This is a genomic window from Nesterenkonia ebinurensis, from assembly GCF_008711175.1.
GTDB lineage: Bacteria > Actinomycetota > Actinomycetes > Actinomycetales > Micrococcaceae > Nesterenkonia > Nesterenkonia ebinurensis.
This window is the reverse complement of record NZ_VWNF01000001.1, coordinates 1-22,619: the sequence shown is the minus strand read 5'-3', so window position 1 is coordinate 22,619 and position 22,619 is coordinate 1. Positions and strand designations below refer to the sequence as shown.

28 protein-coding genes and 2 pseudogenes are annotated in these 22,619 nt (G+C 61.6%); 12 read left to right on the top strand and 18 right to left on the bottom strand.

Going from position 1 to position 22,619, the window contains the following annotated elements:
* Window positions 1-170: 170 nt before the first annotated feature.
* The 7 genes and pseudogenes from F0311_RS00150 to F0311_RS00125 all read right to left on the bottom strand — a co-directional run bounded on the left by F0311_RS00150 (window position 171) and on the right by F0311_RS00125 (window position 4,887).
* On the bottom strand, window positions 171-974 hold the full coding sequence (locus F0311_RS00150; RefSeq protein ID WP_150459946.1) for a CDP-alcohol phosphatidyltransferase family protein: 804 nt from the start codon (window positions 972-974) through the stop codon (window positions 171-173).
* Between the two features lie 284 nt (window positions 975-1,258).
* A complete protein-coding gene (locus F0311_RS00145; RefSeq protein WP_150459945.1) occupies window positions 1,259-2,179 on the bottom strand; it encodes an NAD-dependent epimerase/dehydratase family protein in 921 nt (306 codons plus the stop codon).
* A 47-nt stretch (window positions 2,180-2,226) separates the two neighbouring features.
* Window positions 2,227-2,913 (bottom strand): type 1 glutamine amidotransferase domain-containing protein, encoded by a 687-nt coding sequence (locus tag F0311_RS00140; protein ID WP_150459944.1) that lies wholly within the window; start codon window positions 2,911-2,913, stop codon window positions 2,227-2,229.
* A 19-nt stretch (window positions 2,914-2,932) separates the two neighbouring features.
* Window positions 2,933-3,298 carry a TetR-like C-terminal domain-containing protein gene (locus F0311_RS18255; RefSeq protein ID WP_223881038.1) on the bottom strand — a complete coding sequence of 122 codons (366 nt, stop codon included), beginning with the start codon at window positions 3,296-3,298 and terminating at the stop codon, window positions 2,933-2,935.
* 75 nt (window positions 3,299-3,373) lie between these two features.
* A pseudogene (locus tag F0311_RS18665) lies at window positions 3,374-3,436 on the bottom strand (TetR family transcriptional regulator); the annotation flags it as partial.
* Between the two features lie 364 nt (window positions 3,437-3,800).
* Window positions 3,801-4,067 carry a Rossmann-fold NAD(P)-binding domain-containing protein gene (locus F0311_RS00130; protein ID WP_150459943.1) on the bottom strand — a complete coding sequence of 89 codons (267 nt, stop codon included), beginning with the start codon at window positions 4,065-4,067 and terminating at the stop codon, window positions 3,801-3,803.
* 133 nt (window positions 4,068-4,200) lie between these two features.
* A complete protein-coding gene (locus F0311_RS00125) occupies window positions 4,201-4,887 on the bottom strand; it encodes a winged helix-turn-helix transcriptional regulator (protein ID WP_150459942.1) in 687 nt (228 codons plus the stop codon).
* Window positions 4,888-4,953: 66 nt separating this feature from the next.
* Between F0311_RS00125 and F0311_RS00120 the strand changes: the two genes are divergently transcribed.
* The gene (locus F0311_RS00120; RefSeq protein ID WP_150459941.1) at window positions 4,954-5,826 is read left to right on the top strand and encodes an alpha/beta fold hydrolase; all 873 of its coding nucleotides are present in this window, start codon (window positions 4,954-4,956) and stop codon (window positions 5,824-5,826) included.
* 278 nt (window positions 5,827-6,104) lie between these two features.
* Here the strand turns inward: F0311_RS00120 and F0311_RS00115 are convergent, their stop codons facing one another.
* Window positions 6,105-6,713, bottom strand: coding sequence for a TetR/AcrR family transcriptional regulator (locus tag F0311_RS00115; RefSeq protein ID WP_223881028.1), 609 nt, complete (start codon window positions 6,711-6,713; stop codon window positions 6,105-6,107).
* Window positions 6,714-6,875: 162 nt separating this feature from the next.
* Here F0311_RS00115 and F0311_RS00110 point away from each other — a divergent pair, with 162 nt between their 5' ends.
* Window positions 6,876-8,027 carry an MFS transporter gene (locus tag F0311_RS00110; protein WP_150459940.1) on the top strand — a complete coding sequence of 384 codons (1,152 nt, stop codon included), beginning with the start codon at window positions 6,876-6,878 and terminating at the stop codon, window positions 8,025-8,027.
* A 226-nt stretch (window positions 8,028-8,253) separates the two neighbouring features.
* Here F0311_RS00110 and F0311_RS00105 read toward each other — a convergent pair whose 3' ends face one another.
* Complete coding sequence (locus tag F0311_RS00105; protein WP_150459939.1) at window positions 8,254-9,126, bottom strand: LysR family transcriptional regulator; 873 nt, start codon at window positions 9,124-9,126, stop codon at window positions 8,254-8,256.
* 69 nt (window positions 9,127-9,195) lie between these two features.
* Between F0311_RS00105 and F0311_RS00100 the strand changes: the two genes are divergently transcribed.
* A complete protein-coding gene (locus F0311_RS00100) occupies window positions 9,196-10,137 on the top strand; it encodes an EamA family transporter (RefSeq protein ID WP_223881027.1) in 942 nt (313 codons plus the stop codon).
* 228 nt (window positions 10,138-10,365) lie between these two features.
* Here the strand turns inward: F0311_RS00100 and F0311_RS00095 are convergent, their stop codons facing one another.
* The gene (locus F0311_RS00095; protein ID WP_191089658.1) at window positions 10,366-10,977 is read right to left on the bottom strand and encodes an EamA family transporter; all 612 of its coding nucleotides are present in this window, start codon (window positions 10,975-10,977) and stop codon (window positions 10,366-10,368) included.
* Between the two features lie 236 nt (window positions 10,978-11,213).
* The gene (locus F0311_RS00090; RefSeq protein ID WP_150459937.1) at window positions 11,214-11,756 is read right to left on the bottom strand and encodes a CGNR zinc finger domain-containing protein; all 543 of its coding nucleotides are present in this window, start codon (window positions 11,754-11,756) and stop codon (window positions 11,214-11,216) included.
* A gap of 222 nt (window positions 11,757-11,978) precedes the next feature.
* Between F0311_RS00090 and F0311_RS18245 the strand changes: the two genes are divergently transcribed.
* From F0311_RS18245 to F0311_RS00060, 5 genes are all read left to right on the top strand, one after another.
* On the top strand, window positions 11,979-12,191 hold the full coding sequence (locus tag F0311_RS18245) for an SRPBCC family protein (protein WP_223881026.1): 213 nt from the start codon (window positions 11,979-11,981) through the stop codon (window positions 12,189-12,191).
* A gap of 196 nt (window positions 12,192-12,387) precedes the next feature.
* Window positions 12,388-12,816, top strand: coding sequence for a nuclear transport factor 2 family protein (locus tag F0311_RS00075; RefSeq protein ID WP_150459936.1), 429 nt, complete (start codon window positions 12,388-12,390; stop codon window positions 12,814-12,816).
* 14 nt (window positions 12,817-12,830) lie between these two features.
* Entirely contained in the window at window positions 12,831-13,172 is a 342-nt protein-coding gene (locus F0311_RS00070; protein WP_150459935.1) for a TfoX/Sxy family protein, read from the top strand.
* Window positions 13,169-13,384 (top strand): DUF2461 domain-containing protein, encoded by a 216-nt coding sequence (locus F0311_RS00065; protein WP_150459934.1) that lies wholly within the window; start codon window positions 13,169-13,171, stop codon window positions 13,382-13,384. Before F0311_RS00070 ends, F0311_RS00065 begins: the two co-directional genes overlap by 4 nt.
* Entirely contained in the window at window positions 13,381-13,860 is a 480-nt protein-coding gene (locus F0311_RS00060) for a hypothetical protein (RefSeq protein ID WP_223881025.1), read from the top strand. Before F0311_RS00065 ends, F0311_RS00060 begins: the two co-directional genes overlap by 4 nt.
* A gap of 56 nt (window positions 13,861-13,916) precedes the next feature.
* Here F0311_RS00060 and F0311_RS00055 read toward each other — a convergent pair whose 3' ends face one another.
* Window positions 13,917-14,840 (bottom strand): alpha/beta fold hydrolase, encoded by a 924-nt coding sequence (locus F0311_RS00055; protein WP_150459933.1) that lies wholly within the window; start codon window positions 14,838-14,840, stop codon window positions 13,917-13,919.
* Between F0311_RS00055 and F0311_RS18860 the strand changes: the two genes are divergently transcribed.
* Window positions 14,839-15,354 carry a MerR family transcriptional regulator gene (locus F0311_RS18860; protein ID WP_396897405.1) on the top strand — a complete coding sequence of 172 codons (516 nt, stop codon included), beginning with the start codon at window positions 14,839-14,841 and terminating at the stop codon, window positions 15,352-15,354. The genes F0311_RS00055 and F0311_RS18860 overlap by 2 nt on opposite strands.
* A gap of 141 nt (window positions 15,355-15,495) precedes the next feature.
* Here the strand turns inward: F0311_RS18860 and F0311_RS00045 are convergent, their stop codons facing one another.
* Both F0311_RS00045 and F0311_RS00040 read right to left on the bottom strand, forming a co-directional pair.
* The gene (locus F0311_RS00045; RefSeq protein WP_150459931.1) at window positions 15,496-16,746 is read right to left on the bottom strand and encodes an ATP-binding protein; all 1,251 of its coding nucleotides are present in this window, start codon (window positions 16,744-16,746) and stop codon (window positions 15,496-15,498) included.
* A 692-nt stretch (window positions 16,747-17,438) separates the two neighbouring features.
* A complete protein-coding gene (locus tag F0311_RS00040; RefSeq protein WP_150459930.1) occupies window positions 17,439-18,338 on the bottom strand; it encodes an aldo/keto reductase in 900 nt (299 codons plus the stop codon).
* Window positions 18,339-18,413: 75 nt separating this feature from the next.
* Between F0311_RS00040 and F0311_RS00035 the strand changes: the two genes are divergently transcribed.
* Window positions 18,414-18,836, top strand: coding sequence for a MarR family winged helix-turn-helix transcriptional regulator (locus tag F0311_RS00035; RefSeq protein WP_191089657.1), 423 nt, complete (start codon window positions 18,414-18,416; stop codon window positions 18,834-18,836).
* A 352-nt stretch (window positions 18,837-19,188) separates the two neighbouring features.
* Here F0311_RS00035 and F0311_RS00030 read toward each other — a convergent pair whose 3' ends face one another.
* The 3 genes from F0311_RS00030 to F0311_RS00020 all read right to left on the bottom strand — a co-directional run bounded on the left by F0311_RS00030 (window position 19,189) and on the right by F0311_RS00020 (window position 20,862).
* Window positions 19,189-19,569, bottom strand: coding sequence for a VOC family protein (locus tag F0311_RS00030; protein ID WP_396897404.1), 381 nt, complete (start codon window positions 19,567-19,569; stop codon window positions 19,189-19,191).
* Window positions 19,570-19,726: 157 nt separating this feature from the next.
* Window positions 19,727-20,074, bottom strand: coding sequence for a TfoX/Sxy family protein (locus tag F0311_RS00025; RefSeq protein WP_150459928.1), 348 nt, complete (start codon window positions 20,072-20,074; stop codon window positions 19,727-19,729).
* Between the two features lie 14 nt (window positions 20,075-20,088).
* Entirely contained in the window at window positions 20,089-20,862 is a 774-nt protein-coding gene (locus tag F0311_RS00020) for a formylglycine-generating enzyme family protein (RefSeq protein ID WP_150460044.1), read from the bottom strand.
* Window positions 20,863-21,422: 560 nt separating this feature from the next.
* Between F0311_RS00020 and F0311_RS00015 the strand changes: the two genes are divergently transcribed.
* Together F0311_RS00015 and F0311_RS00010 are read left to right on the top strand one after the other, a co-directional pair.
* Window positions 21,423-21,896, top strand: coding sequence for an SRPBCC domain-containing protein (locus tag F0311_RS00015; RefSeq protein ID WP_150459927.1), 474 nt, complete (start codon window positions 21,423-21,425; stop codon window positions 21,894-21,896).
* Window positions 21,896-22,267, top strand: a complete 372-nt coding sequence (locus F0311_RS00010; RefSeq protein ID WP_150460043.1) for an ArsR/SmtB family transcription factor — start codon at window positions 21,896-21,898, stop codon at window positions 22,265-22,267. Before F0311_RS00015 ends, F0311_RS00010 begins: the two co-directional genes overlap by 1 nt.
* Before the next feature lie 233 nt (window positions 22,268-22,500).
* On the opposite strand, the pseudogene F0311_RS00005 reads toward F0311_RS00010, so the two are convergent.
* Window positions 22,501-22,619: pseudogene (locus F0311_RS00005) on the bottom strand (IS110 family transposase); the annotation flags it as partial.

The window sequence follows — 22,619 nt, the reverse complement described above, 5'->3', positions numbered from 1 at the left end:
ACGGATACGCTGACAGAGTCTTGTCAACCGGGGTGTACTTTCCATTAGGCGCTGAGGCACGCGAGATAACAACTACACTCGGCGACGTCATTGACTCATGGCCGCAATGAGGCCACCGGCTGATGAGTTGGCGATCTCGGCTGTGCCCCGTGTGAGAGCGGAGTTTCGTGTTATCGCCTCCGCCTCACGAAGATGCTCATAGGGACTTGCCCGTGAATGTTTCTGTCACCCGCCCTGGCTGAGCCCGCCGCACTCCGATCCTGACTTCGCCGATTCAGCGTCAGGTGCAGGCTCAGGACTGCGTAGTAGAGCAGGTAGCCGCCGGACAAGGCGATCAGCCACAGGCTCGGTGAGGGGTACTGCACAAGAATCAGTGCGTATAGGCCCAACCACAGCGTGGTGAGCGTCATGGTCGGCCACCACGCGGTCTCGGTTCGGGAGGGGTAGACGTACTTGACCGGAACGAAGACGAGCACTGTCAGGACAAGCAACGTGGTGGTGGTCGCCGCAGTGCTGGCGCCGAGGACAATGAGGTAAAACGCCGCAATGTTCCAGTAGCTGGGGAACCCGACGAAGAAGTGGTCGTCGGTCTTCGCGTCGCTGCGGCAGAACTGATAGCAGGACGCGAGCAGAGGCACGGATGCCACGACGCCGCCGAGCCAACCGCCCGGCAGATAGCCTGCGCTCCACAGGAGCACCATCGGTGCAAAGGCATAGGTGATGTAGTCGATGATGTTGTCCAGCAGCGCACCGTCAAATCCCGGCACCACCTCCTTGACGCGGAGACGGCGCGCCAAGAAACCGTCAGAGCCGTCGATGATCATTGCGGCGAGGAAGAGCCACAGCACAATCTGAACTTCACCGGCATAGGACATGTGCACCATCAGCAGGGCAAGGACCACACCCAGTGCTGTATAGGCATGGACCGACATCGCCGCTAGGCGATGCCACGAGCCGGATTGAGGTGCAGACATGGCCTCACCCTAGTCTGCTCCACGTGCTGGCGGCCACATCACGAGGCGAAGGGGCAAAGGGGGTTCAGGCTTTGTGGTGGCCCATGGGGCATTCCCCACTCAGCGGGCTGAGGAAGACCCAGCCTCCCCATGCGTCAGCGCGGTGCGACCTTGTCCCGCGACACAGGGGGCTCTGCCGAATCACAAGAATCCGCAGGCCGAGCTGCCTGGCGTTGCGATTGACACTGCGCTGCACTATTCGAGGATCATGGTTGAGTCTCATGAGGGCAGCCGGGAGGCCCTGACTAGACCGCAAGAAGGTGTGAGAGACCCTGGCGATAGCTCGTGGTCTGGAAGTCGGGGAATCGCTCTGTGAACTTTGAGGAGTCGAAGATGTTGTCCTGCCGGTAGCGGGGCAGTAGCTCTCCCGCTTCTCTGACCGCTGGACTCACAAGCCCTCCGAGCTTGAACGCCCACCTGGGGACGGTCATGGAGCGGACCTTATTGCCTGTGATCTGCGAGGCGATGGTGATCATGTCCTGGTAGGTGAAGCGGTCCTGGTCGATCGGCAGGTGCCAGGTCTGCCCGTAGGCATCGGGCGTGTTGCCGATGAGCGCCATGGCCCGGCTGGCGTCCGGGGTCCAGATCAGGCTGCGCAGGGTGCGCGCGTTCAAAGGCACCACCGGACGCTTACCCGCCTTGATGCGGTTGAAGATGGCCGAGTTGGTCAGGCTCTGGGTCTTGCCGGGGCCGTAGAACTCAGGTGCTCGGCAGATCACCGCCTCGATCGTGCCCGCCTCCATCTGTGTCAGCAGCATCGTGGCGATCTGTGCCCGTACGGTGGCCTTGCGCCCTATGGGCACGAACCTGGTCTCCTCAGTCTGTGGGGCTGCGGTGCGCGGGTACATATAGGTGTTGTCGAAGAAGACGAGCTTGCTGTCGTGCTTCTGGCATGCGGCGATGGTGTTGGCCATCATGGTCGGGAACTTCTGCTCCCAGAGTCCGGAGTTCATCGGCAGGCCCACGGTGAGGTAGACGATGTCGCTTCCCGCTACCGCCTTGTCTGTCGCCTCGGCATCCATGAGGTCAGTGGGTATGAGCTGGTCGGTCTCGTGGACCTTGCGGGGGGTTCTGCTCACCAGGCGGATGTCGTGGGTGAAGTTGCGGTGCAGTTCGCGGGTGAGCTCTTCGGCGATCTGGCCGCCTGATCCGAGCACTGTCTGCATACGGTTCTGCCCTTCGGGTTGAAGTGTGAGTGTGGTCTCGGTGGTGTTCAGAGGAGTGCGGCGACCTCGGTGGCGGTCTCCTTGGCCGATGCTGGGTTCTGGCCGGTGACGAGCCTGCCATCGACCACCGTGTTGGAGACGAACGGCAGCAGCGCCTTCGAATAGAGCGCTCCACGCTCCTTTATCTGCTCCTCGACGTTGTAGGGCAGGAGTTTGTCCACGCGTGCCAGGACTTCCTCGCGCCAGGAGAACCCGGTGAGGTTGCGGCCGGCGACCAGGTAGCTGCCGTCGGAGAGGGTGGTGTCGAGCAGGCCGGCGTAGCCGTGGCAGACCGCACCTACGACACCGCCGCGCTCGAAGATCTCTCGTGTGATCCGCTGCAGCCCCTCACTGCCGGGGAAGTCGAACATCACGGCGTGGCCGCCGGTGAGGTAGATCGCGTCGTAGTCGGCGGAGTCGATCTGCTCGGGGCTGGTGGTGTCGTCGAGCAGTGCCATCCGTGCTGGGTTGTTCCGCCAGGCTTTGGCGGATTTGTCGTAGTTGGGGAATTTCAGCGACCGCGGCTCCAGCGGCGACTTCCCGCCTGCGGGGCTCACGATCGTCTGCTCGAAGCTGTGCTTTTCGAAAATGTCGTAGGCATGGGTCAGCTCCGAGAGCCACAGCCCTGTCGGGTGCGACGGCTCGGTCTCATAGTGGTCGACGTTGGTAACGACGACCAGGACGCGCTTGCTCATAAAAGTCCTCGATTCTGGACTAGACGGCGGATGGGAAAACAACGGCGAACGTCGAGCGCACGCGTTGGTCAATGGCGGACTGGTCGGTGTTGGGGAGCTTGCCATCGAGGTGGAGGAAGGCCAGTCCGTGGGCGAGCGACCACCCGGCGGTGGCCATGGCGACCGGATCGGACTGTGGAAAGACCTCGGCCATGACCGATTCGAGATAATCATGCAGCGCACCGGCTGCAGCCACTCTCTGGTCATCCTCATCGTCGCACGCTTGCCCGAACATGAGTCGGAATAATGCGGGCCGCCGCAGCGCGAAGCGCACATAGCCGGCAGCAAGCTCGGTGACCTCGGCAACGGACGAAGAAACGGGCCTGCCTGAGGTGAGTTCGCTCATCAACTCCCTTAGTCCTTGGACGGCCAACGCAGACTCCAGCGCCTCGCGGTCTGCGAAATGCCGGTACGGGGCGGCTGTTGACACACCTGCTCGACGGGCGAGTGCCCGCAACGAGAACGGCTCGCCAGCCTCAAGCATCTCGATCCCGGCGGCAACCAGCGCCGCTCGCAGATCACCGTGGTGATAGCCGGACTTCCTCGACATCGTAAGCAAAGTCACCCCTTCCCAAGAGTTAGCACCGCTCACATTAGTATAGCGGCACCGTCAGCAACTCCTGATGACTCGTTAGGCCACGTCCGTGAAGGAAGCTGCGGATCTGATCGACCATCCGGTCGCAAGAGTCGCTATACGTCCAGGTCAGTCGTCATATCTCGTGGGGAAAATGTAGGTGGGATTGCAGGGATTTGGCTGATCCCTGTGAGTTTCAGGCTGGCGGCCTAGTGAGCGCCCAGGCCTGATCAGCGGTGGTGTTGTCTTCAGCGACATCATCGGCGAAGTTCGCTCAGTTCGTGCCGAGCAGTTCGGTGATCTGTGCATAGAACGAGGCGGGGTCGCCGGCCAGTGATGCTTTTACCATAGCGGTCCAGTTATCGACGATCACCTCGATCGATCCGGCGGCCAGGCCATCGAGTGAGAGGCGCGGCACCTCGCGGGGATTGATCTTGGGTCCGTCATATCCGGGGGCGATGTCCGTGTTGGCAGCGCCGAGGAGGACACCCTGAACGAGGGTGTCCTGAGCCGCGAGCTCCAGGCGTACACCATTGGTCATGTTCCACTCCGCAGCTTTGGCAACGGAGTAGGAGCCGGTGCCTGGGGCGGCGAACCACGACAGTGCCGAGTGCAGCCCAGTGACAGGTTGACCAGCTTAAACCTCCTGGGTGCTTATTCTGAGTGCGGGTGATTCAGCCTTCCGGCGTGTGCCGTCCTGAGGTCGGGATACGCGTCGGTGCGTCGATGAGGAGTTGAAGAGTATCGAAGTCTCCGGTTACCTCGAGCAGTCCGGCAGCAGTGGCCTCGCTCAGTGTCTGTTTGCGCCCCAGTACTGCTTGCCAGGTGTTCTTGGTGGTGTGTACCACGACATCCGCAGGTCTGTCGGGTGACGGCCCGCGAGCCACCTCGACCAGCCGTCCGTTATCGACGTTCAACCGGTACGGTTCACGATCGAGCCAGACCTCGTAGGTCGCCGTCCACGGCTGATGATCTCGGTCATCGGCGTTGAAGAACGTGCGCAGGCCCAGCATGGCAGAGTCGGCACTGATCTCGCCGGTCAGCGGCACCACCGGGGAGCGAACGCCCCAACGGGCGAGCGCTTGGAAGACCGGTTCCAGCTCCGCACCCCAGGTGGTGAGTTCATAGACCTGGGCCGACGCCGGTGGTGGCAGCTGACGACGGCGCAGAACCCCGGTCTCCTCCAGCTCCTTCAACCGTCGTGAAAGCACGGCCGGGGTGATGCCTGGCAGTGCTTCCTGGAGGTCGCGGTAGCGGCGTGGACCCAGTCGCAGTTCACGCACGACCAGCAGCGCCCACCGCTCGCCCAGGATGTCGAGCGACAGGGCGATCGGACATCCCTCGCCATAGGTTCTAGCCATCAGTCACCTCACTAGACTATTTTAAGTATAGTAAATACTATATCTATGATAGTTAGGAGTTCTGTTATGACTCTCCGATCCGGTGAACAGTTCGTATCCTCAGGTGATGCGCGGATCTGCGCGGAGGCGTTCGGTCGCCCCGATGACCCGGCGGTTCTGCTGATCGGCGGTGCGGCGACCTCCATGGACTTCTGGGAAGACGAGTTCTGCTCGCGCCTGGCAGATGCCGATCGGTACGTGATCCGCTACGACCTACGCGACACCGGGCGCTCCACCACTTATCCAGTCGGGGAACCCGGCTACACCAGCACGGAACTGATAGCTGATGCGCTTGTCGTACTCGACGGTTTCAGCGTAGGAGCGGCGCATCTGGTCGGTGTCTCGATGGGTGGGGCTATCGCGCAAAGGCTCGCCCTCGACCACCCCCAGCGGGCCGTTAGCCTCGTGTTGCAGTCGACAACCCCCGCCGTCGCCGCTCCACAGAATCGGCCCGAGTTGCCGCCCATGGAGCCCCGGTTGGCCGCGGTGTTCGCCGTCGATGATGACGGTCCGGACTGGTCGGACCGCGCGGCCGCCATCGAGGCGATGGTCGAGGGTGAGCGGCTATTCACCGGCAGCGTGCCGTTCGACGCCGAGCGAATGCGGCGCATCGCGGCCCGCTGCTATGACCGCACCACGAACATGGCTGCTATGCAGACCAACCACTGGATCCTGGACAGCGGCCAGCCCACACAGAAACAGCTGAACGAGATCACCGCACCGACACTGGTGCTCCACGGAACCGAGGACCCGCTGTTTCCCTATGCGCATGGCGAGGCCCTGGCCGCAGAGATAGCCCATGCCCGACTAGTGTCACTGCCAGGCATGGGCCATCAATACCCGCCCGAACCTCTCTGGGACTTGACGATCGATGAGGTCATCGCCCACACCTCACGCTGATCGGACCCCAATCGCTCAGAAAGATGAAGCGAGGGAAGAGGCTGTCGGTATCGCAGCTACCCATGCACTAGGAGACTGCGCGTCACTTAAACCAGGCGTAATAGGACACAAACCGCCTGTCAGCCTCCGGCATCCCGATACGACGGAACTTATCAGTACAGGAACAGGCGCAGTTGGCTTTACCGCATCGCGGCACATCGTTGACGAGGCAGTGCGCCGAGTAGAAAACGCCCCGGGTAGGTAGCAGGGTGAGTCTCCACAGTTAGCGCGGTTCGTCTTTAAGCCCTGATATTGGTGCTTGAAGTTGTGGCGGCGGCTATGAGGTAGCGTGCGGTGTCCTTGGCGATGGTGACGCTGTCGATCTCGGGCAGCGCGGCGCGCATGGCCAACGCCCCTTCATGGAGGCACACCAGCTGCTTGGCTAGGTCGGCCGGGTTTGTTATGTGTGCATCGTTCGCGAGTCGTTCGAACAGACTGCACAGCCAGCGCTTCTCTTCGGCTGCTACGCGATGGGCGGGATGTTCGGGGTCAGGGAGTTCGGCGAGTGCGTTGATGAACGCGCAGCCGCGAGGACTCTGTTGGACCCATTCGCCTAGAGCGTCAAACGGTGCAGTGACCCGCTCGATCGCCGTCAGCTCTGGGTCTGAGACGGCCGTCTCGACAAGGTGGCGCCACCGCATCTCCCGGTTCAGGAGATAGGTGGCCACCAGGACGTCCTTGGACCCGAAGCGGTTGTAGAGGGTCCGCTTGGTCACCCCCGAGCGCTCAGCGATCACGTCGACGCCGACCGCGGTGATGCCTCCCTCGTAGAACAGCGTGGAGGCCGTCTCGAGAATGCGCCGGGCGCTGGGTGTGAGGGTGTTTGGATCAGGAATCTTTGCATTCACAGGTCTGTATACCTTACGCTGACGTGGTGACTTTACAGAACAGTGTAACCATGAATGCGAGGCGCGTGTTCCTGTCGAACGCAGAGGGAGTGGGTTCAGGTCGTGTCAGCGTGAACATGCTGGACCAGCGGACCACCTGGACTCCTCGATGTGAGGGCCAAGGTGAGTAGCGCGCAGCGGTGGACGGTGACTGCGGCGTTGGGTGCCAGTGTGATCGCGGTGTGCTACGGCTTTGGCCGCTATGCCTATGGTCTCTTCGTTCCACAGTTCGCGGTGGACTTCGCCCTCAACGCCACCGGCTTGGGTCTCCTCGGGGGTGTGTCGACATTGGGCTACACCCTGGGACTGCTTGCCGCACCCAGACTTGCAGGCCGATCCGCGCGGACGACGGCGATCATGGCCGGTGCTTGTGCGGCCATCGGGTTAATGACGATGAGCGTGTCTGAGCTTCTTCCTGTTTTCGCATGCGGCTTGTTGATCGCTGGTGCCAGTGCCGGTCTCGTCTCACCCGCAGTGGCGGAACTCATCACCTACTCGGTGAGTCCAGGTGTGCGTGCTCAAGCACAGACCTGGGCGAACACCGGCACCAGTTTCGGATTGACCGCCTCGGCCTTCACCCCGGTATTGGTGTTCGGGTGGCGCGAAACATGGCTGGGGTTCGGGCTCATCGCTTCGGCGATCACCATCATGGCCCTTATCGCTCTTCCCAAACTGGCCGGCAGGAATGCGAACACTCCGGTTGCCGGCCCCTTGCTGCGACCAGGACTTATGCCGCTGTTGGTCAACTCAGTCCTGTTAGGACTGACCAGCGCGCCGTACTGGAATTTCTCGGTCGAACGAGTGGTGCAAGCCGGGCTAAGCGATCACTTCTCAGCCTGGTTCTGGTTGACCATCGGCATCGCAGGACCTCTCGGGGGAGTGGCAGGCGGTCTGTGCCACCGATACGGGCTGACCAGGGCCAATCTCGTGATCTGGAGCGTGTGGGCGATCGGTCTAGTGCTCTTGGCTTTACCGTCTACCGGTCCGGTGATCTCGCTGATCTCAGCATCGATCTTCGGTGCGACCTTCATGGCTCTGACCGGTATCTGCATCCTGTGGGCCGCACTGCTCTTCACGGAGTCACCCGCACGCGGGGTCACATTGTCCTTCTTTGGTCTGGGAGTCGGTCAGACCCTCGGTTCGCCCATTGCGGGTGCCCTGGCTGACCACATCGGCCTCCCTGCAGTCTTCTTCATTGCCGCAGTCATGAGCCTCACGGCGTGGTACCAGCTGCACAGCCGCATGAAAGTCAACGGCCTCCCCGCTGATCGTTGATGGTCGGTTCTCTCTGCTGGGTTCTCTGTGAGACACACTAAGAGCCTCAGGCAGTTACTTCGTACTGCACAGGACGCCGCGCTGTCAGCGGTGAGTGTACAACTGCCCGCATTTAGATTCCGGGTATGAACGCTACGAGACATAGATGCTCTGCTCAGCGTCCGATCCGATCCCTTGACAACACCGAGGAAACACGCCGTCTGGTCGGTGAGTAACTTACACAGTTTCACGAGTGGTCTGATGCATTGGCGTAGAGGCGGGTGACGGAGTCGATGAGCTTGCTGAGAGCGGAGGGCCGTGAATCGCGCCACCAGGCCAGCCGAACTGGGATGCGGGGGCCGTCCTTGACCGGCCGGTAGACGATGCCGGGCCGCGGGTGGTGGTCGGCGGTGGCTGCAGCAGTGGTCCCGACGCCGCGGCCGGCCGCAATGGTGTCCAGCCAGGTATCAACGTCGGTTGACTCGATGAACCGTGGGGTGTTCTCGGCGTGGTGCCAGAGGTCTTCGGTCGTCGCACCCACGCGACGGTCTATGATGACAGTCCGCCCGGCGATCTCGGCCATACTGAGCTGGCGTCGTCTAGACCACTGGGGGTCGTCGGCCGGGAACGCGACGAGCCGGCGTTCTAAGCCGACCACGACCGAATCGAAGCGGCGTTCATCGACAGGGCGGCGTACGATCGCCACATCGCATAGTCCTTCGGCCAGCCCCGCGGTGGGGGAGTTGTGGCGCACCAGTTCCAGCTCGGTGGCTTCATGCTCCTTCACCCATTGGCGTTGTAAAGATGCCGTGTGGCGTCCGAGCGCGGCCCAGGCGTAGCCGAGCCGGAGCTGCCCATGCCGGGTCTGCAGGAACTGCTCGAACCGCCCAGCCTCCGCGAGCAACCGCCTGGCATGTGGCAGAACTCCACGTCCTGCACTGGTCAGCTCGCACCCGCGTGGCACCCGCCGTAGCAGCCGATCTCCGATACTGCGTTCTAAGGAGGCCACGGTGCGGGAGACCGCGGCCTGGGAGATATACAGTTCACCGGCCGCGTCGGTGAACGATCCCACCTCGGCGACGGTGACGAACACTTGCAGCTCTCGCAACGTCCAATCCATAACTGAATCGTATGGCAGGAACGATATATGCACTAGGCGAATCTTCTATCAGTGCCTAACGTAGATCGCATGAGCCAGACGCCAGTCACCGCATCCGAGCAGACCCCAGGACTCTCTGCCACGACCGCGGGGCCGCGGCAACGGGCAGCGGGCATTACCATGATGCTTACCAGTTCGGCGTCGAACCAGACCGGTGCAGCTCTGGGGGCGTTGGCATTCCCGACCATCGGCCCGGTCGGCGTCGTTGCGGTGCGCCAGCTCATCACCGCACTCGTTCTGCTGCCGATGGTGCGGCCAAGGTTTCGCGGGCTGCGCCGGAGTCAGTGGTGGCCGATCCTTGGCCTCGCCGTGGTGTTCAGCGCCATGAACCTCACCCTCTACGCGGCCATCGAACGGATCGGGCTTGGTCTCGCGGTCACCTTGGAATTCCTTGGGCCGCTCGCCGTGGCTATCGCTAGCTCGCGCCGAGGCCTCGACATTGGGTGCGCGGTCCTAGCTGGGGCCGGCGTGGTCGTACTCACCAACCCCGGCCCTACTACGGATGTGCTTGGCATCGGGCTCGCACTGATCGCAGCCACGGCGTGGGGTGCCTACATTCTGCTGAACCGCAGTGTGGGGCAACGCCTTCCCGGTCTGCAGGGCACCGCCCTAGCCAGTGCAGTCACCGCGGTCCTGTGGCTGCCAGTCGCTGTGCTCTGGTTCCTGGCGCACCCGCCGACACTGATGGCGCTGCTGCTCGCTGCGGCGTGTGGTCTTCTTTCTTCGATCGTTCCCTACGTCGCAGACTTGGTTGCACTGCGCCGTATTCCGGCGTCAATGTTCGGCACCTTCACCAGCATCAACCCTGTCTGGGCCGCACTCGCCGGTTGGGTGGTGCTCCACCAGACACTTGCGGTGAACGAGTGGATCGGTATCGGCCTCATCGTGGTGTGTAACGCCATCGTTTCCGCACGTGGATTCCGCGCGCCTGCCCCAGCACGTGGGCATGCTGGTCCAGAGTATGGGCAATAGCCAGAGAGCAGACACCGCTTACCTCGCTCGCTACAACACCGGGGAATGGTAGGTGTAAGTGGCTCAGACATGCGAATCTCCACATGTCGAATTTGCCACCACTATGGCGGACCCTGTGGAGGGGCGACCCCACCCAGATTTAGGTATCGCTTTGCCCGGTAGCAGTGGTGGATCTCGGACATCCCAGCCCGGTGGGCGCGAAGCACACGCTATATACGTCATCTGCCGTTAGTTCTGTGGCTTTCTAGAGTCGTTCTGAGTTCCTGCGGCTATTGCGCCGGATATCACGATCGCGATGATGCCCAGGGTGGTGACGAGGTCGAGATGCTGACCGAGCATCAGCGCACCGGTGATCGCTCCGACGACCGGATCGAGGGCGAAGAGAACACTGACGGCACGGCTTCCGATCAGCTGCAGCGCGGTGAAGTCGAACCAGAAAGCGCAAGCTACGCCGATGACCCCGGCGGTTAGAAGTACTGCTGCGTGTTCTGATCGAAGGTGCGGAGTTGTGAGCAGCGACACGGGGGACAGGATTACCGCTGACGAGGCGACGGCCAGAGCCAGAGTGTCAGTACCGCCTTTGTGGCCGAGTCTGTGTCCGGCAATGGTGTAGGTCGCCAGTGCCGCACCTGAGATGAGCCCGACGATCAATCCAGTAAGGCTGTCGATTGAACCGGGTCTGCTGATCATCAATACACCTATCAGGGCGCAGGCAGGCAGTGCTAGGTGTAGTCCACGTCTGAAGCCGAAGGCGGCGATGGCGAATGGTCCCAGATAGAGCAACGTGGCAGCGACCCCGAGCGGTAAGAACGCCACTGCCGAATAGAATGCGACGTTCATTGTTGCCATGGCGAGACCGAGAAGGAGTATCCAAGTCCATTGGTTTCGGTCTCGACCCTGGAGGCGGGGTCTCACCAGCAGGATCAAGACGGCTGCACCAATCAGCTGTCGCCATCCCGCTACAGCAGCGGCGCCAAGATCATCGAACAGGCTGCTGCTGATTGCAGCCGATCCTTGAATGGCGATGCAGGAGGCGAGTACGAGTCCGCCGCCGAGGAGACTGCGCCCAGATGAGGTCATGATTGGGCGCGCTTGCGTTTGCGGTACTGGCGGGCTTTGTGCTGGCCTCCGCATACCTGCATAGAACACCACTTACCGGTTCCCGGACGTGAAGCATCCCAGAAACCCCATCGACACTGCTCATTGGCGCAGAGTTTGAGTCGTCTCAGCTTCCCAGTGTGTTCTGCGACGTAGAGTTCGAGGATGAGCTGCGAGATGTAGCCGTCAACCGGATCCAGATCCGGTGGTACCCGGATCTCCGCCCCAGTGATCGACAAATGGATGCGGAATTGCTCCAGACCGCCCCTTCGTCCGCCGAGAAGATCGCGGATGGCGGTGCGAGCACCTCGGAGGGGCAACAGATCTGGTTCTGAGATCTGCGGGCCGTCCTCGGAAGCGGGCCAGTCAACGGCAAGGATTGAGCGGGCTGCTGCCTCCGTTTCGAGGTGATCTCGTTTGCGGTAGAGGTCCAGTGTATTCACTAGCCGGCGAACCGGTTCCAAACCGGCCGGTGCAGGAGTCGAAGGGTCCCAGTCGTGTTCACGAGTCAACGTCACCATTTATTTACTATAACTGGTGATTCGCAAGTGGCAAGGTGATCTAAGACAGGGTTGCTGTGGTTATTTCGATGATCACTAGGATGACAGCCGACGCTTCCACCATCCCGTGTATCAGTTCCCGGTTGTAGCGCTCGTACTTGGATGATTTCTGGCCGGGAAAGTTGGCTGACCTCAAGACCGCTATCGAGTCGCGGGAAGCCTCGGACCAGAGGGCTCAGGATCATGGATGAGTTCCGAGACTCCATCGACATCGCGGCATCCCCTGAGACGGTATTCGAGTACCTCACCACAAACTCCGGCATGACGGCGTGGATGGGTCAATACGCCGACCTCGACCCGACACCCTGCGGCAGGTTCGCGGTCAATATCGCAGGTCACTCCGTGCGAGGCGAGTATCTCCACGTCGAGCATCCGAATCGCATGGTGATCTCCTGAGGGTTCACGGGGAGTGACGATCTGCCAGCGGGAGCCTCGACGGTCGAGTTCCGACTCACTCCGATCACAGGCGGTACGCGTGTTGATCTCTGCCATTCCGATCTGCTCGAGACTGAAGTGCGTGGTCACGCCAATGGGTGGGTGACCTTCCTGCCCCGTCTGGCTGTCGTCGGGGCAGGTGGCGACCCCGGACCCGATGACTGGCAGCCGCTCCCAGACTGAACAAGTCCAACCGCCACGTTCGTGGAACGACTTAGGAGAATCTCATGGCGCAGACGCCGCCTATGACAGCGTGAAGAAGTACCACCAGGCCTGGACCACCGGCGATGTCGAGCAGGCGATGAGCTACGTCGCCGACGACATCACCTGCCGGGCACCGGGTATCGGCCTGAACGGCAAAGACGCCTACCAGGACTTCATCGCCGGGTTCGTGCCTGCACTCACCGGCATCGGCGATATCGCTGAGTTCGTCGATGGGGACCGTGTCGCGCTGTTCTACTACCCGCAGACTGCCGCGACCTCAACGACTCCGGATGCCGAATTCTTTACGGTGAGAGAGGGGACGATCGCACAGAGCGTGCTGATCTTTGACCGGCTCTCTTACGGCCCGCCCGAGCAGGACTGAGGCGGGAGGAGGTGATGACTCTCGAGCAGACTGCGCTCATCGAATGTCTCCGTATGCTCCTCGCTGACGAGCCGGTGATGCGTGAAGTATCGATGTTCGGCGACAGATCGTTCATGGTCAACGACAAAATGATCGTCAGTGCCCTGAAAGACGGTGGCCTGCTGGTGCGGGTCGATACTACCCGGAACGATGAATTCCTGAACCGAGCCGGAGCGGTACAGGCGGAGATGGGAACAGGACGTGACATGGGGCCTGGTTGGATCGAGGCCGACACCATCAGTGACGATAAGCAGCTCTCTTCCTGGGTCGGGATCGCGATGGGGCACAACCGAGCCGTAACAGGCGACAGCCCATGAGCACCTTCCAAGGCTTCCCAGCGGACCTATTCGACTTCTTCACCGACCTGAAGCATGACAACTCCAGAACCTTCTTGCAAGCCAACAAACAGCGTTGGGGGCGCGACGTAGCCATCAAAAAAAGCCGCCGCGTCCTGGGCTGCTCGGTGGTCCGTGAGCGTACTCAACGGTCATACTCGGTGGTGGAGTCTCTACGAGGGGCGATAAATTGAAAGGGGAGGACGTGGAGGGTTGGGCGGTCATCACCGAAGCTATTGGTGTCGCACTCAGTGGCGAGAAGGGCCAGGGCCATAAGCTTCTGCTGGAATCATGGCGCGCTACTGCTTCATCGAATCACGCTCAGCGATGCGTGCTGGCCCACTATCTTGCCGATACTGAGGAAGAGTTAGCGAAAGAAGTGGCCTGGGACGAAGCTGCTCTGGGGGAGTACAGGCACCTGGAGGAGGATTCACTGGCCTCTATCGGTGTTACTTCTGCGCGTGGTTTTGAACCCTCCCTCCGTCTGAACCTCGCTGACGGGTATCACAGATTAGACAAGCTCGAAGCTGCCCGTGAACAACTTGCTGCAGGTCAGGCGTGTGCTGCAGTTCTCGGGAACGACGGTTACGGGAACATGATCCGTACAGGGCTGAGCAATCTAGCTCAACGTATGGAAGCAACGGGTAATCGCAAGTCAGGTGTGATTTAACCGACTGAAAATGTAGGCGGGATTATGGCGAATACCATATGGCGTATCTACCAGCCCTAAATTCGGTGGCTGCTATAGCTCGTAAGGCACCCTGCGGCGTTGTCATTTATCGTCTTGGGTTTGTCTCTTCTGACGTGGTTGAGCCAGCTCGCGATGTCGGCGGTTAGCAGCTCACTTGCTTCTAGCGGAACGAGGTGCCCGGCGTCGGGGATCGTGAAGATACCAACATTGCCGGGTAGATACTGGGCAAGCTCAGCAGCCTGCGACACTGGAATCCATGGGTCAGATTTGCCCCAGCCGATACGGACGGGGCAAATCACATCCCTGAGTCTCTCAGTGATCGGTCTGGTGTGGGCTGGACTCAACTCCGCAATCTGCCTATAGAAATCACGTTGCCCGTCCCGGGTGCACCATGGACTCGTGAGTTCATCGATCCAGCGTGCATCGAGCTGTCCGTTACTGGCACCTGCGATGTATTCACACACCAATGCGGCATGAAGATTCCGGGGCAGAGCGGCGAACACCTCTTGGTGCTGGGCAACGAGTCGGAAGAACGGCGATCCCCAAGGGTCGAGAGTGACAACGTCGAGCAGATAGAGCGAGGATATCGATGCTGCTTCGAGAAGATGAGCCCCGAGGGCAACAGCTCCGCCTATATCGTGCGCTAGCACGTCCGGGCAAACCAGTTCCCAATGTTCGAGCAATGTTGCAAATCGACGGCGCTGGGTCACCAGGTCAACATCTGGATGCCGGCCGCTGATGGAGGCACCGTAGCCTGGCATATCCCATAAGAACACTCGCCGGGTGGATGAGAGTTTCCGGGCCACGGGTGCCCACACGGCCGAGGACCAGGGTGTGCCGTGACAGAGCACCACCTCTCCAATGGGCTCCTCGTCCAGCGGTTCGAGCACATAGGTGGCGATGCGTTCTCCATCAAGGTCGATGTAGTGAGGAGAAGGCAGGTGGTTCCTGTTGGGCATGCGATCCACGCTAGAACTTCAGGTCAACCTGAAGTCAAGGTGGCATCATGGATCAATGAGAATTGGAGTTGTTGCCGCCGAACTCGGGGTTGCTACCCATGTGCTGCGTCACTGGGAGGATGAAAGGGTCGTCGTGCCCGACCGGACCCGTGCTGGGCATCGAGATTACACAGAAGAGCATCTCCGCAAGCTCCACATCGTTCAAGCCTGCCAGCGCGTGGGTCTGAGCCTGACCGAGATCCGTCTCATCCTGCATCGTCATGAAAAAGGACGTGACGAGGTGATCGATCAGCACCTGAAACAGATACGCAGCCGTAGACGGGAACTCGACGCCACCGAAGCCTTCTTGACTCACGTACTGACTTGCAAGCACGACCTCATCACTCGCTGTGAGAACTGCTCCGTCTATGCCGCAGGCCAGAGCACTGCCAAAACCCCTGATACATCCACCCAAGATCCTCCTCGCACTGTTCACCCGAACACAGGTGACGGGCAGACACAAGGCAACGATTAACCAACATGCTTGCTACTACGCAGAGGAAAGCACCCCGTGCAGTCGCAAAAGTAAGTGCGTCTACTTTGGCTCTTTGTGCGGTTCTTAGTTTACTGCGGAGGATATAGAGGCCAGCTGGGCCAGCACGGGGGTGGCTGTGAGTCAGGTCCAGAGTCGCTCGATAGGCAGTGAGTGGATGCGGTCTTCTGTTTCGTAGCCGACTTGGCCGAGGTGGAAGGCGATGCCTGCCACGAATGCCGTCCCGAGCCGATCCCGTAGCTTTCTCAGCCCTGCGAGCTGCTTGCCCTCCACTCGATCGCCGGCCTTGACTTCGATGCCGACGACAGTTCCGTCGTGGCGCTCCAGGACGAGGTCGACCTCATCATTATCGCGTGTCCGCCAGTGGCCGGCGGAGACCAGCGAACTCATCCAGGTCGTCTGCCGGATCGCCTCTTGCACGACGAACGATTCCAGCAGGTGTCCGAACTCCGTCATCGACGATGGGTCGAGACGCTGCAGCTTCGCGCTGCTCAGCCGCAGCAGATGCGCGCCGATGCCGGAGTCGAGGACGTGCACTTTCGGCGCAGACACGCTCCGCGACGATACAGTGGTGCCCCATGCGGGCAGAGTGCTGATCAGGAACAGAGACTCCAGCAACTCGATGTAGGCGGTCGCCGTATCTCGTGAGGCTTCTAGTCCCTGAGCGATCTTGCTCACGTTGAGCAGCCCAGCTGTCTGCCCGATGATCCGGGTGAGGATGTGCCGCAGGTCGGCCTTGCGATGGATGCGTCGGATCTCTCCGGCGTCCCGTTCCAACGACTGCCGTATGTGCCCTTGCAGCCAGCGGTTGCGGGTGTCAGCGGAGCTTGCGGAGATCGCCAGCGGCATGCCCCCGCGCATCACTCGGTCGACATAGTCTGCTCGCGTCGTTCTCGCGGGTGTCGCCGTGTGGGGGATGTCTGATTCGAATGCGCGCTCGATGAAGTGGTTGTCGGTGCCGTCGATCTCGGTCTGCGTGAACGGCATGACCGGGAGTCGCTGGATGCGGCCAGTGAGCGCCTGTGTGCCTTTCGGTAGGGAGTCGTAGCTCGCCGAGCCAGCGAGGACGAACATGCCCGGGCGGGTATCGCGATTTAGGCGTGCTTTGATCGCGTCGAGGAGTGCGGGGACGCGCTGGTACTCGTCGATGAGCACCGGTGTTGCGCCGCCAACGAGCGCGGTTTCGTTCTGCTGTGCAAGCAGCCGGAACTGCGCCTGGTCGAGGTCGAAGATTATCTGCTCCTCGGATGGGGCGAATTCGGCGAGGAGTGTGGACTTGCCGACGCTGCGCGGTCCCTCGAGCAACAGCACTGGCGTCTCGTCGAGACGTTGCCGAAGTGCTGGGTTCAGGCGGCGCGAGTACAACTCGTTCATGCTTCGATCCTACAGCAGATCCGGAACTAGCCGTCTGCTTTTCTCGGAATCAGCCGAGCCTGTTTCTCGGATCTAGCCGATAGTATTGATCGGATCCAGCCGGGCTCCTGAGCCGTTGATTGTGGGTTGTCCACCCTGGTGCATGTCATCTGACTCTCTCACGGACTCCCTTGCCGACAGCTCATCCCACCGCAGGTCTATCCGCGGTGTCGCCGCATGCTGTCCCGCCAGCTTGACGATCGCCGTGTCGGTGAACACCGCAGGTGGAGTATCCCCCGTTGAGCAAACAAACGACCGCGGGGACCAGGCCGACCGGCGAGCAGCTGTAGCGCCTCCATGTCAATCACGCCGCAACAAGAATCCTGTTCACAAAGCACTACCCAGAGTGCGCAACGCCGCTTTCGATCTAGCGAAGGCTATGCATTACTGGTTGGAAAGAGGACATGCGGTATTCGCTGCAATGCATCTAGATTTTCTGAGCTGTAATGTCGCCTTGACCTGGCCTTATGCGGCTGTTGCTGCCTTCGTCCAGGCCCCGCGGGTCGCTCCCGCCTCCTGGCTCTCCCCGCGCTGGGTGCAGCCTGACTGGGCGAGGGGCGATCATGACTGAAGAGGCCGAGTGCATCGAGGTCACGGTCCACCGGGTGCACCACCACGTTCGCTCCAGTGCCAAGGTCGGTTCTGGCTAGGGGTCAGTGCTGTTCGGGTGTGCGGACTGGGATCTGGTCGAGTCGGCCGGTCATCTCTTCGTCGAGGTGGACATCGCCGGTGGCGATGTTCGCTTCAAGGTGGTCGATCGAGGCGGTGCCAGGGATGAGCAGGGTGTTGGCGGCGTGGTGAAGCAGCCATGCCAGTCCGACCTGAGCAGGGCTGGCGCCAAGCTGATCGGCGATGGACTGCACATCGGGCTCCTCAGCGACCTTGGGGAAACCGGGGAAGGCGCTGCCGAGGGGGAAATACGGCACCCAGGCGATGCCCTCGGTCACACAGAGATTGAGGAGGTCTTCGTCGGAGCGGTCGACGAGGCTATAGGCATTTTGCACGCAGGCGATGCCAAGAGGAAGTGCCTGCCGCACGACGTCGGCGGTGACGGTGCTCAGCCCGATGCCGCCGATAAGGCCCTCGTCACGCATCGCCGCCATCTCGGCGAGCTGATCGTCGAGATCCACGCTTTGCCCCTCTGGGATGGGAACCTGCGGGCCGACGTCGATGCGACGCAGGTTCACCACAGGGATCTGCTCGAGGCCCAGGGTGCGGAGGTTCTCTTTCACGCTGGCTCGGAGTTGCTCAGGCCGCTGGGCCAGGCGCATGGGCAGCGGGCCCTCGGTCTCGGGGTCCCAACCAACCTTCGAGACGACCATGACGTCGTCTCCTTCGGCGAGGGCCTGGCAGAGGACCTCGTTGGAGAATCCGTGACCGTAGAACTGCGCGGTGTCGATATGGTCCACCCCGAGCTCGATGGCGCGGCGGACCAGGCGAACGGCACTCTCGCGGTCCTCATGGAGGCGGGGCAGTTGCATAGCGCCGAAGCCGATACGGGACACGGTGCGTCCGTTGAAGGGGGAGATCCCACCAGGGCGTGGAGTGGTCATGGGTGCAGAGTCGTTCATTGTCGTCCTTCTATCGAGTAGTGTTGACACATCGACAGTATGTCCGGAGGTGTAGATATGTCAACAGATGGTGAGGGTGACCTCGAGCTGTGGCTTGCGTGGAAGCGGGTCAACGAGGTGGTCAAGGGACGCATCCTCGCCGACATGCTCCAGCACGGGTCACTGACCGAGCCAGAGTTCACGGTCTTGGCACATATCGACGACGCCCGGGGGACGATCCGCCAGAACGCCCTCGCCGCGGCCGCTGGCTGGGATCGCACGCGACTGTCCCATCTGCTCAAGCGGATGGAGGATCGCGGCTACCTGTCTCGGACGAAGCTGCGCAACGGGGTCGAGGTGACCCTCCTGCCAGCAGGCCGGGAAGCGTTCGAGAGCCTCCATCAGCCCCTGGCGAGCGCGGTCCGCGAGCACTTCACGAGTCGCCTAGACCCCGACCAGCGTGCGGCCATCGGCTCACTCACCAAAGCGCTCAACGACTAATCCTTGGGCTCCGATCAAGCCCCGCCAACGACTGATGAACAGTTATCGCGACCACCCACCGGCTTCATGGCAGTGTTTGAGTCGCGGCCGTGAGTAGGTTCAAGACCCCTTTTCGATAATCTCCGCAGCGGAACATGAGGATGACCCTGTGCCTCGGTTGCCGCCGCGAACAGAGATCGGTCGCTCTCGACGCCACTTGCGCGGTACTACACGGAGGAAGGAACGCTATGCGATTGCAAAGATAGCTCCGTCTACTTCCGCGTGATGATACGGTTCTCAGTCTGGCTCGCGCAGTGACTTCGAAGAGTCTCGACCTGGTGTCGACGCATTGGTTGAATTCGCGCGGGGTAGATCAGGGATGCTTGAAGCCTGATTGAGCCTGCCGTGTCGATGCCGGCTCAAGCTCTTGGAACAGGGTGACTTCGAGGTCGGCAGGAGCGTGCAGCCTGGAGTTGATGGATCGCCATGGCGTCTCGGTCGGGGCTGCGACCAGGGCTGCTCCGTTCTCAACGAGTGCGGCTGTTGTCTCGGAGCTATCGTCAACTTCGAATGCTACCCGGATTCGTGCGCTGGGCTGCCCGTCGGCCTCAATAGCGTCGATCATCTTCGTCTGCGCGGGGTTCGCAAGTTCCAGGGTTGCCTGGCCGGCATCGAGGATCGCGACCCGCGCGTCGTCCTCACCTTCGAAGGCAGCGCGTTCAGGCAGACCGAGAACGTCTCGGTAGAATGCCAGCGCCGTATCGAAGTCCTCTACCTGGACGACGAGGCGCAGCTGCTTGACGCGGGTCTGGGGTGCTGAGTTGCGGGGTTCTTATGACATGCCCCCTATGCTAAAACCTGACATCAATGTGAGAGGCAAGCCGTGCGTGATGGAGAGCTGTCCCGAGCGCTCATGGGTGGCCGCCAGTCACCGAGCGGTTGTATTCCATCGCGATCCCGACCCAGGAGGACAGATGCTCATCGTCACTGATCGCCTTGGCCTCGACCTCTATCCAGCCCGGACCCATATCGCGCCCCGGCCCCATCTCGGCCTGCACTGCTCCCGGTCTGCCGAGGAGTTCGTCGTGCTGTTCGGCATCGACCCGCACCAGCAGGCCGCCATCTTTCAGGGCACTGACGATCATCTTTTCGTTGACCATCACTGATCTGCCGCCGAACATCGATACTTCGCGCACCACCGGCTCGTCAGCGAGCAGGGAGCGGAGGCGTTCGATGAGCGCAATCTGCCCGGGAGTCATCACATGCCCCTGTCTCAGCTTTGTTCGGGCGAACCGTAGGAGATCCCCCGAAGCGGCGTCCAGCCAGGGGGGATCGGACCGTTGATCTGCGCGCGTTCCCGATCGGCCTGCTGTGACCACCCCTGAGCGGCGTGGTCGGAGGCATCTCCTACGGCACCCAAGGCCAGCCGGAAACCCAGGTCGTCCAGTTGTGCACCCGGCATGCTGCCTCGTCGCACCGATGCGCGCACGCTCCAATGCTTGTCGGCCCATCCTCCGCCACGCAGGACGCGATAGTCGGCGTACCGAGCTGGGTCGGAGTAGTCCCAGCACCACTCCCACACGTTGCCCAGCATGTCGAACAACCCGAAGGCGTTGGGCTGTTTCCGCCCCACCCGCTGCGCGCCAGTCACGGCGTCAGCATCGGTCCATGCAATGTTCGGAAGTGGACTGTAGTGCGGGCCGGTCGATTCCGCTCGGCAGGCCCACTCCCACTCCGCCTCCGTCGGTAGCCGGAACCCCTCGGCGCTCACATCCCAGAGCACCCCGGCGTGGCCGACATCATAAGCCGGCGCGAGCCCCGCCTCGACGGACAGGGCATTGCACCAGTTCACGGCTTGAAGCCATGACACCGAGTGTGCTGGCGCATCCGCCTCCTCATTGCCAGGTACCTTGACACCCAGCACACGCGAATACAGTTCCCACGTCACCGGATAAGAAGCGAGGCGGAAACTCCGCAGCTCCACCAAACGAGAAGTTTTCGTTCTCGCATCCCGCAACAGGATCGAGCCAGCAGGCACAGCGCTCATATCTGGGGCGAAGAAAGACACTCCTCAAGAATACGCAGCCAGCCCCGACGCCGTTCGGTACAGCGCGGACTCCACAAGCCTAGGGCGACACTGCTCCGAGGGAAGAACGCGGTGAGGCAGCAAAAGTAGTCCCGGTCTTCACAGTGCACCACGGTCTGACCCGATAATCGAGCTTCACCTCGAAGGGCTGCATCACATACGTCGTGGGCACCTCCGGTGGACGAGGTGCCGCCTTCTCGACCAGCGTTCCGGAGAAGCCTGCTCATCCGAGGGTCAGGGACTCCTCGGAGTCACTTCGGAACCTGGCAAGCGGCTGGACTCGTGCGGCGTCGAGGTCTTGGGTGAACCTTGTGTCGCGCCCGTAGCGCAGCGCCATCGCGCCGCCGCCCCTGATCGCACCTTCGGGAGCATATGGCCGACGACGACCAGCGCCGTTCCGATACGACGCCGCAGGGCCAGCCCTTTAGGTGCAACTGAATGGTTGCACCTAAAGGGAATGCGTGCCAGACTGGACAATCAGCGACGGCAAGAGCGCGATCACATTGGAGAGAGGAACCATCATGACTGAGGAGTCCGGCGTCCCGATCAGCGCCGACGACGTGCCCGACGAAATCATCCGCAGCATTCACATCGAGGCCGACGCTCCCACAGTGTGGGACATCATCAGCGAACCCGGCTGGTTCATCAACGACGGCACCTATACCAAGCACGAGATCACCACGGAAAACGGAGTCTCACACGTGGTCGACCCTACGCACGGAGAGTTCACCATCGGCACCGAGGAACTCGACCCTCCCTACCGCGCCGTGTTCCGGTGGCTCGGCGGGGTCGCCGGCTCCCTCGATGACTTTCCCAGCAACACCATCGAGTTCACCATCGAGCCAGAGGGCGAGGGGGTGCTCCTTACCGTCCGCGAAAAAGGCTTCGCAGGAATCAGCGATGACGCTGCCGAGCGACGACAGCGATTCGAGGACAACACCCAGGGCTGGACGGAGGAACTCGACATCGCCCGGAAGCTCGCCGAGACCGTGTGATGCGATCGATAGACGATTCCCGCCAGGATCATGCTGACAGCCTGCTCTCCGAGGAGGCTGACCGTGTCTTCACGGCTCTGGCAGACCGCACCAGACGCCGCATCCTGGTGAGGCTGGCGCGCTCGCCGGACTCTGCAGGAGCTGTGGCGCGCGATCTCGACCTAAGCCGCCAGGCGGTGGCCAAGCAGATGAGGATTCTCGAGAACGCCGGCATCGTGGAGGCCGCCAGCCGATCGCATCGCCGGGTGCACTCAGTGGCTCCATCCCGCATCAGTGAGATATCTGAACTGCTCGGTCTCGTCGCCCGCGGCTGGGACCGGCGTCTCGAGCATGTCAAGGCACGCGCGGAACAGAAGTCTGAGGCACCGTGATCGTGGACCTGTCTGACGCAGGCAGCACCTCGGGCGCTTCAAACTCTCCAACGGCATCAGCGTCGATCACGAGAACATGCCGACATCGAACCAGCCCACGCGATTACTGTATTTCTCGCCCTCGGCCGTAGGCAGTCCGGCCGCAGACCCTTACACCACATCGCGCACCGCGACGGCCGAACGTTCAATATGACATGGAACTGAGAACCCCGCGTTGTCGCATAGGGATCCTTCTATGTTTGTCCAGTCATGGTCGTGGCGTTGAGGATCTTGTAGATCTGGCGCGCGAGGTAGCGTTTCAGGCATCGGCGAATCTCTTTGGTGGTGCGGCCTTCAGCGCGTCGCCTCTCGA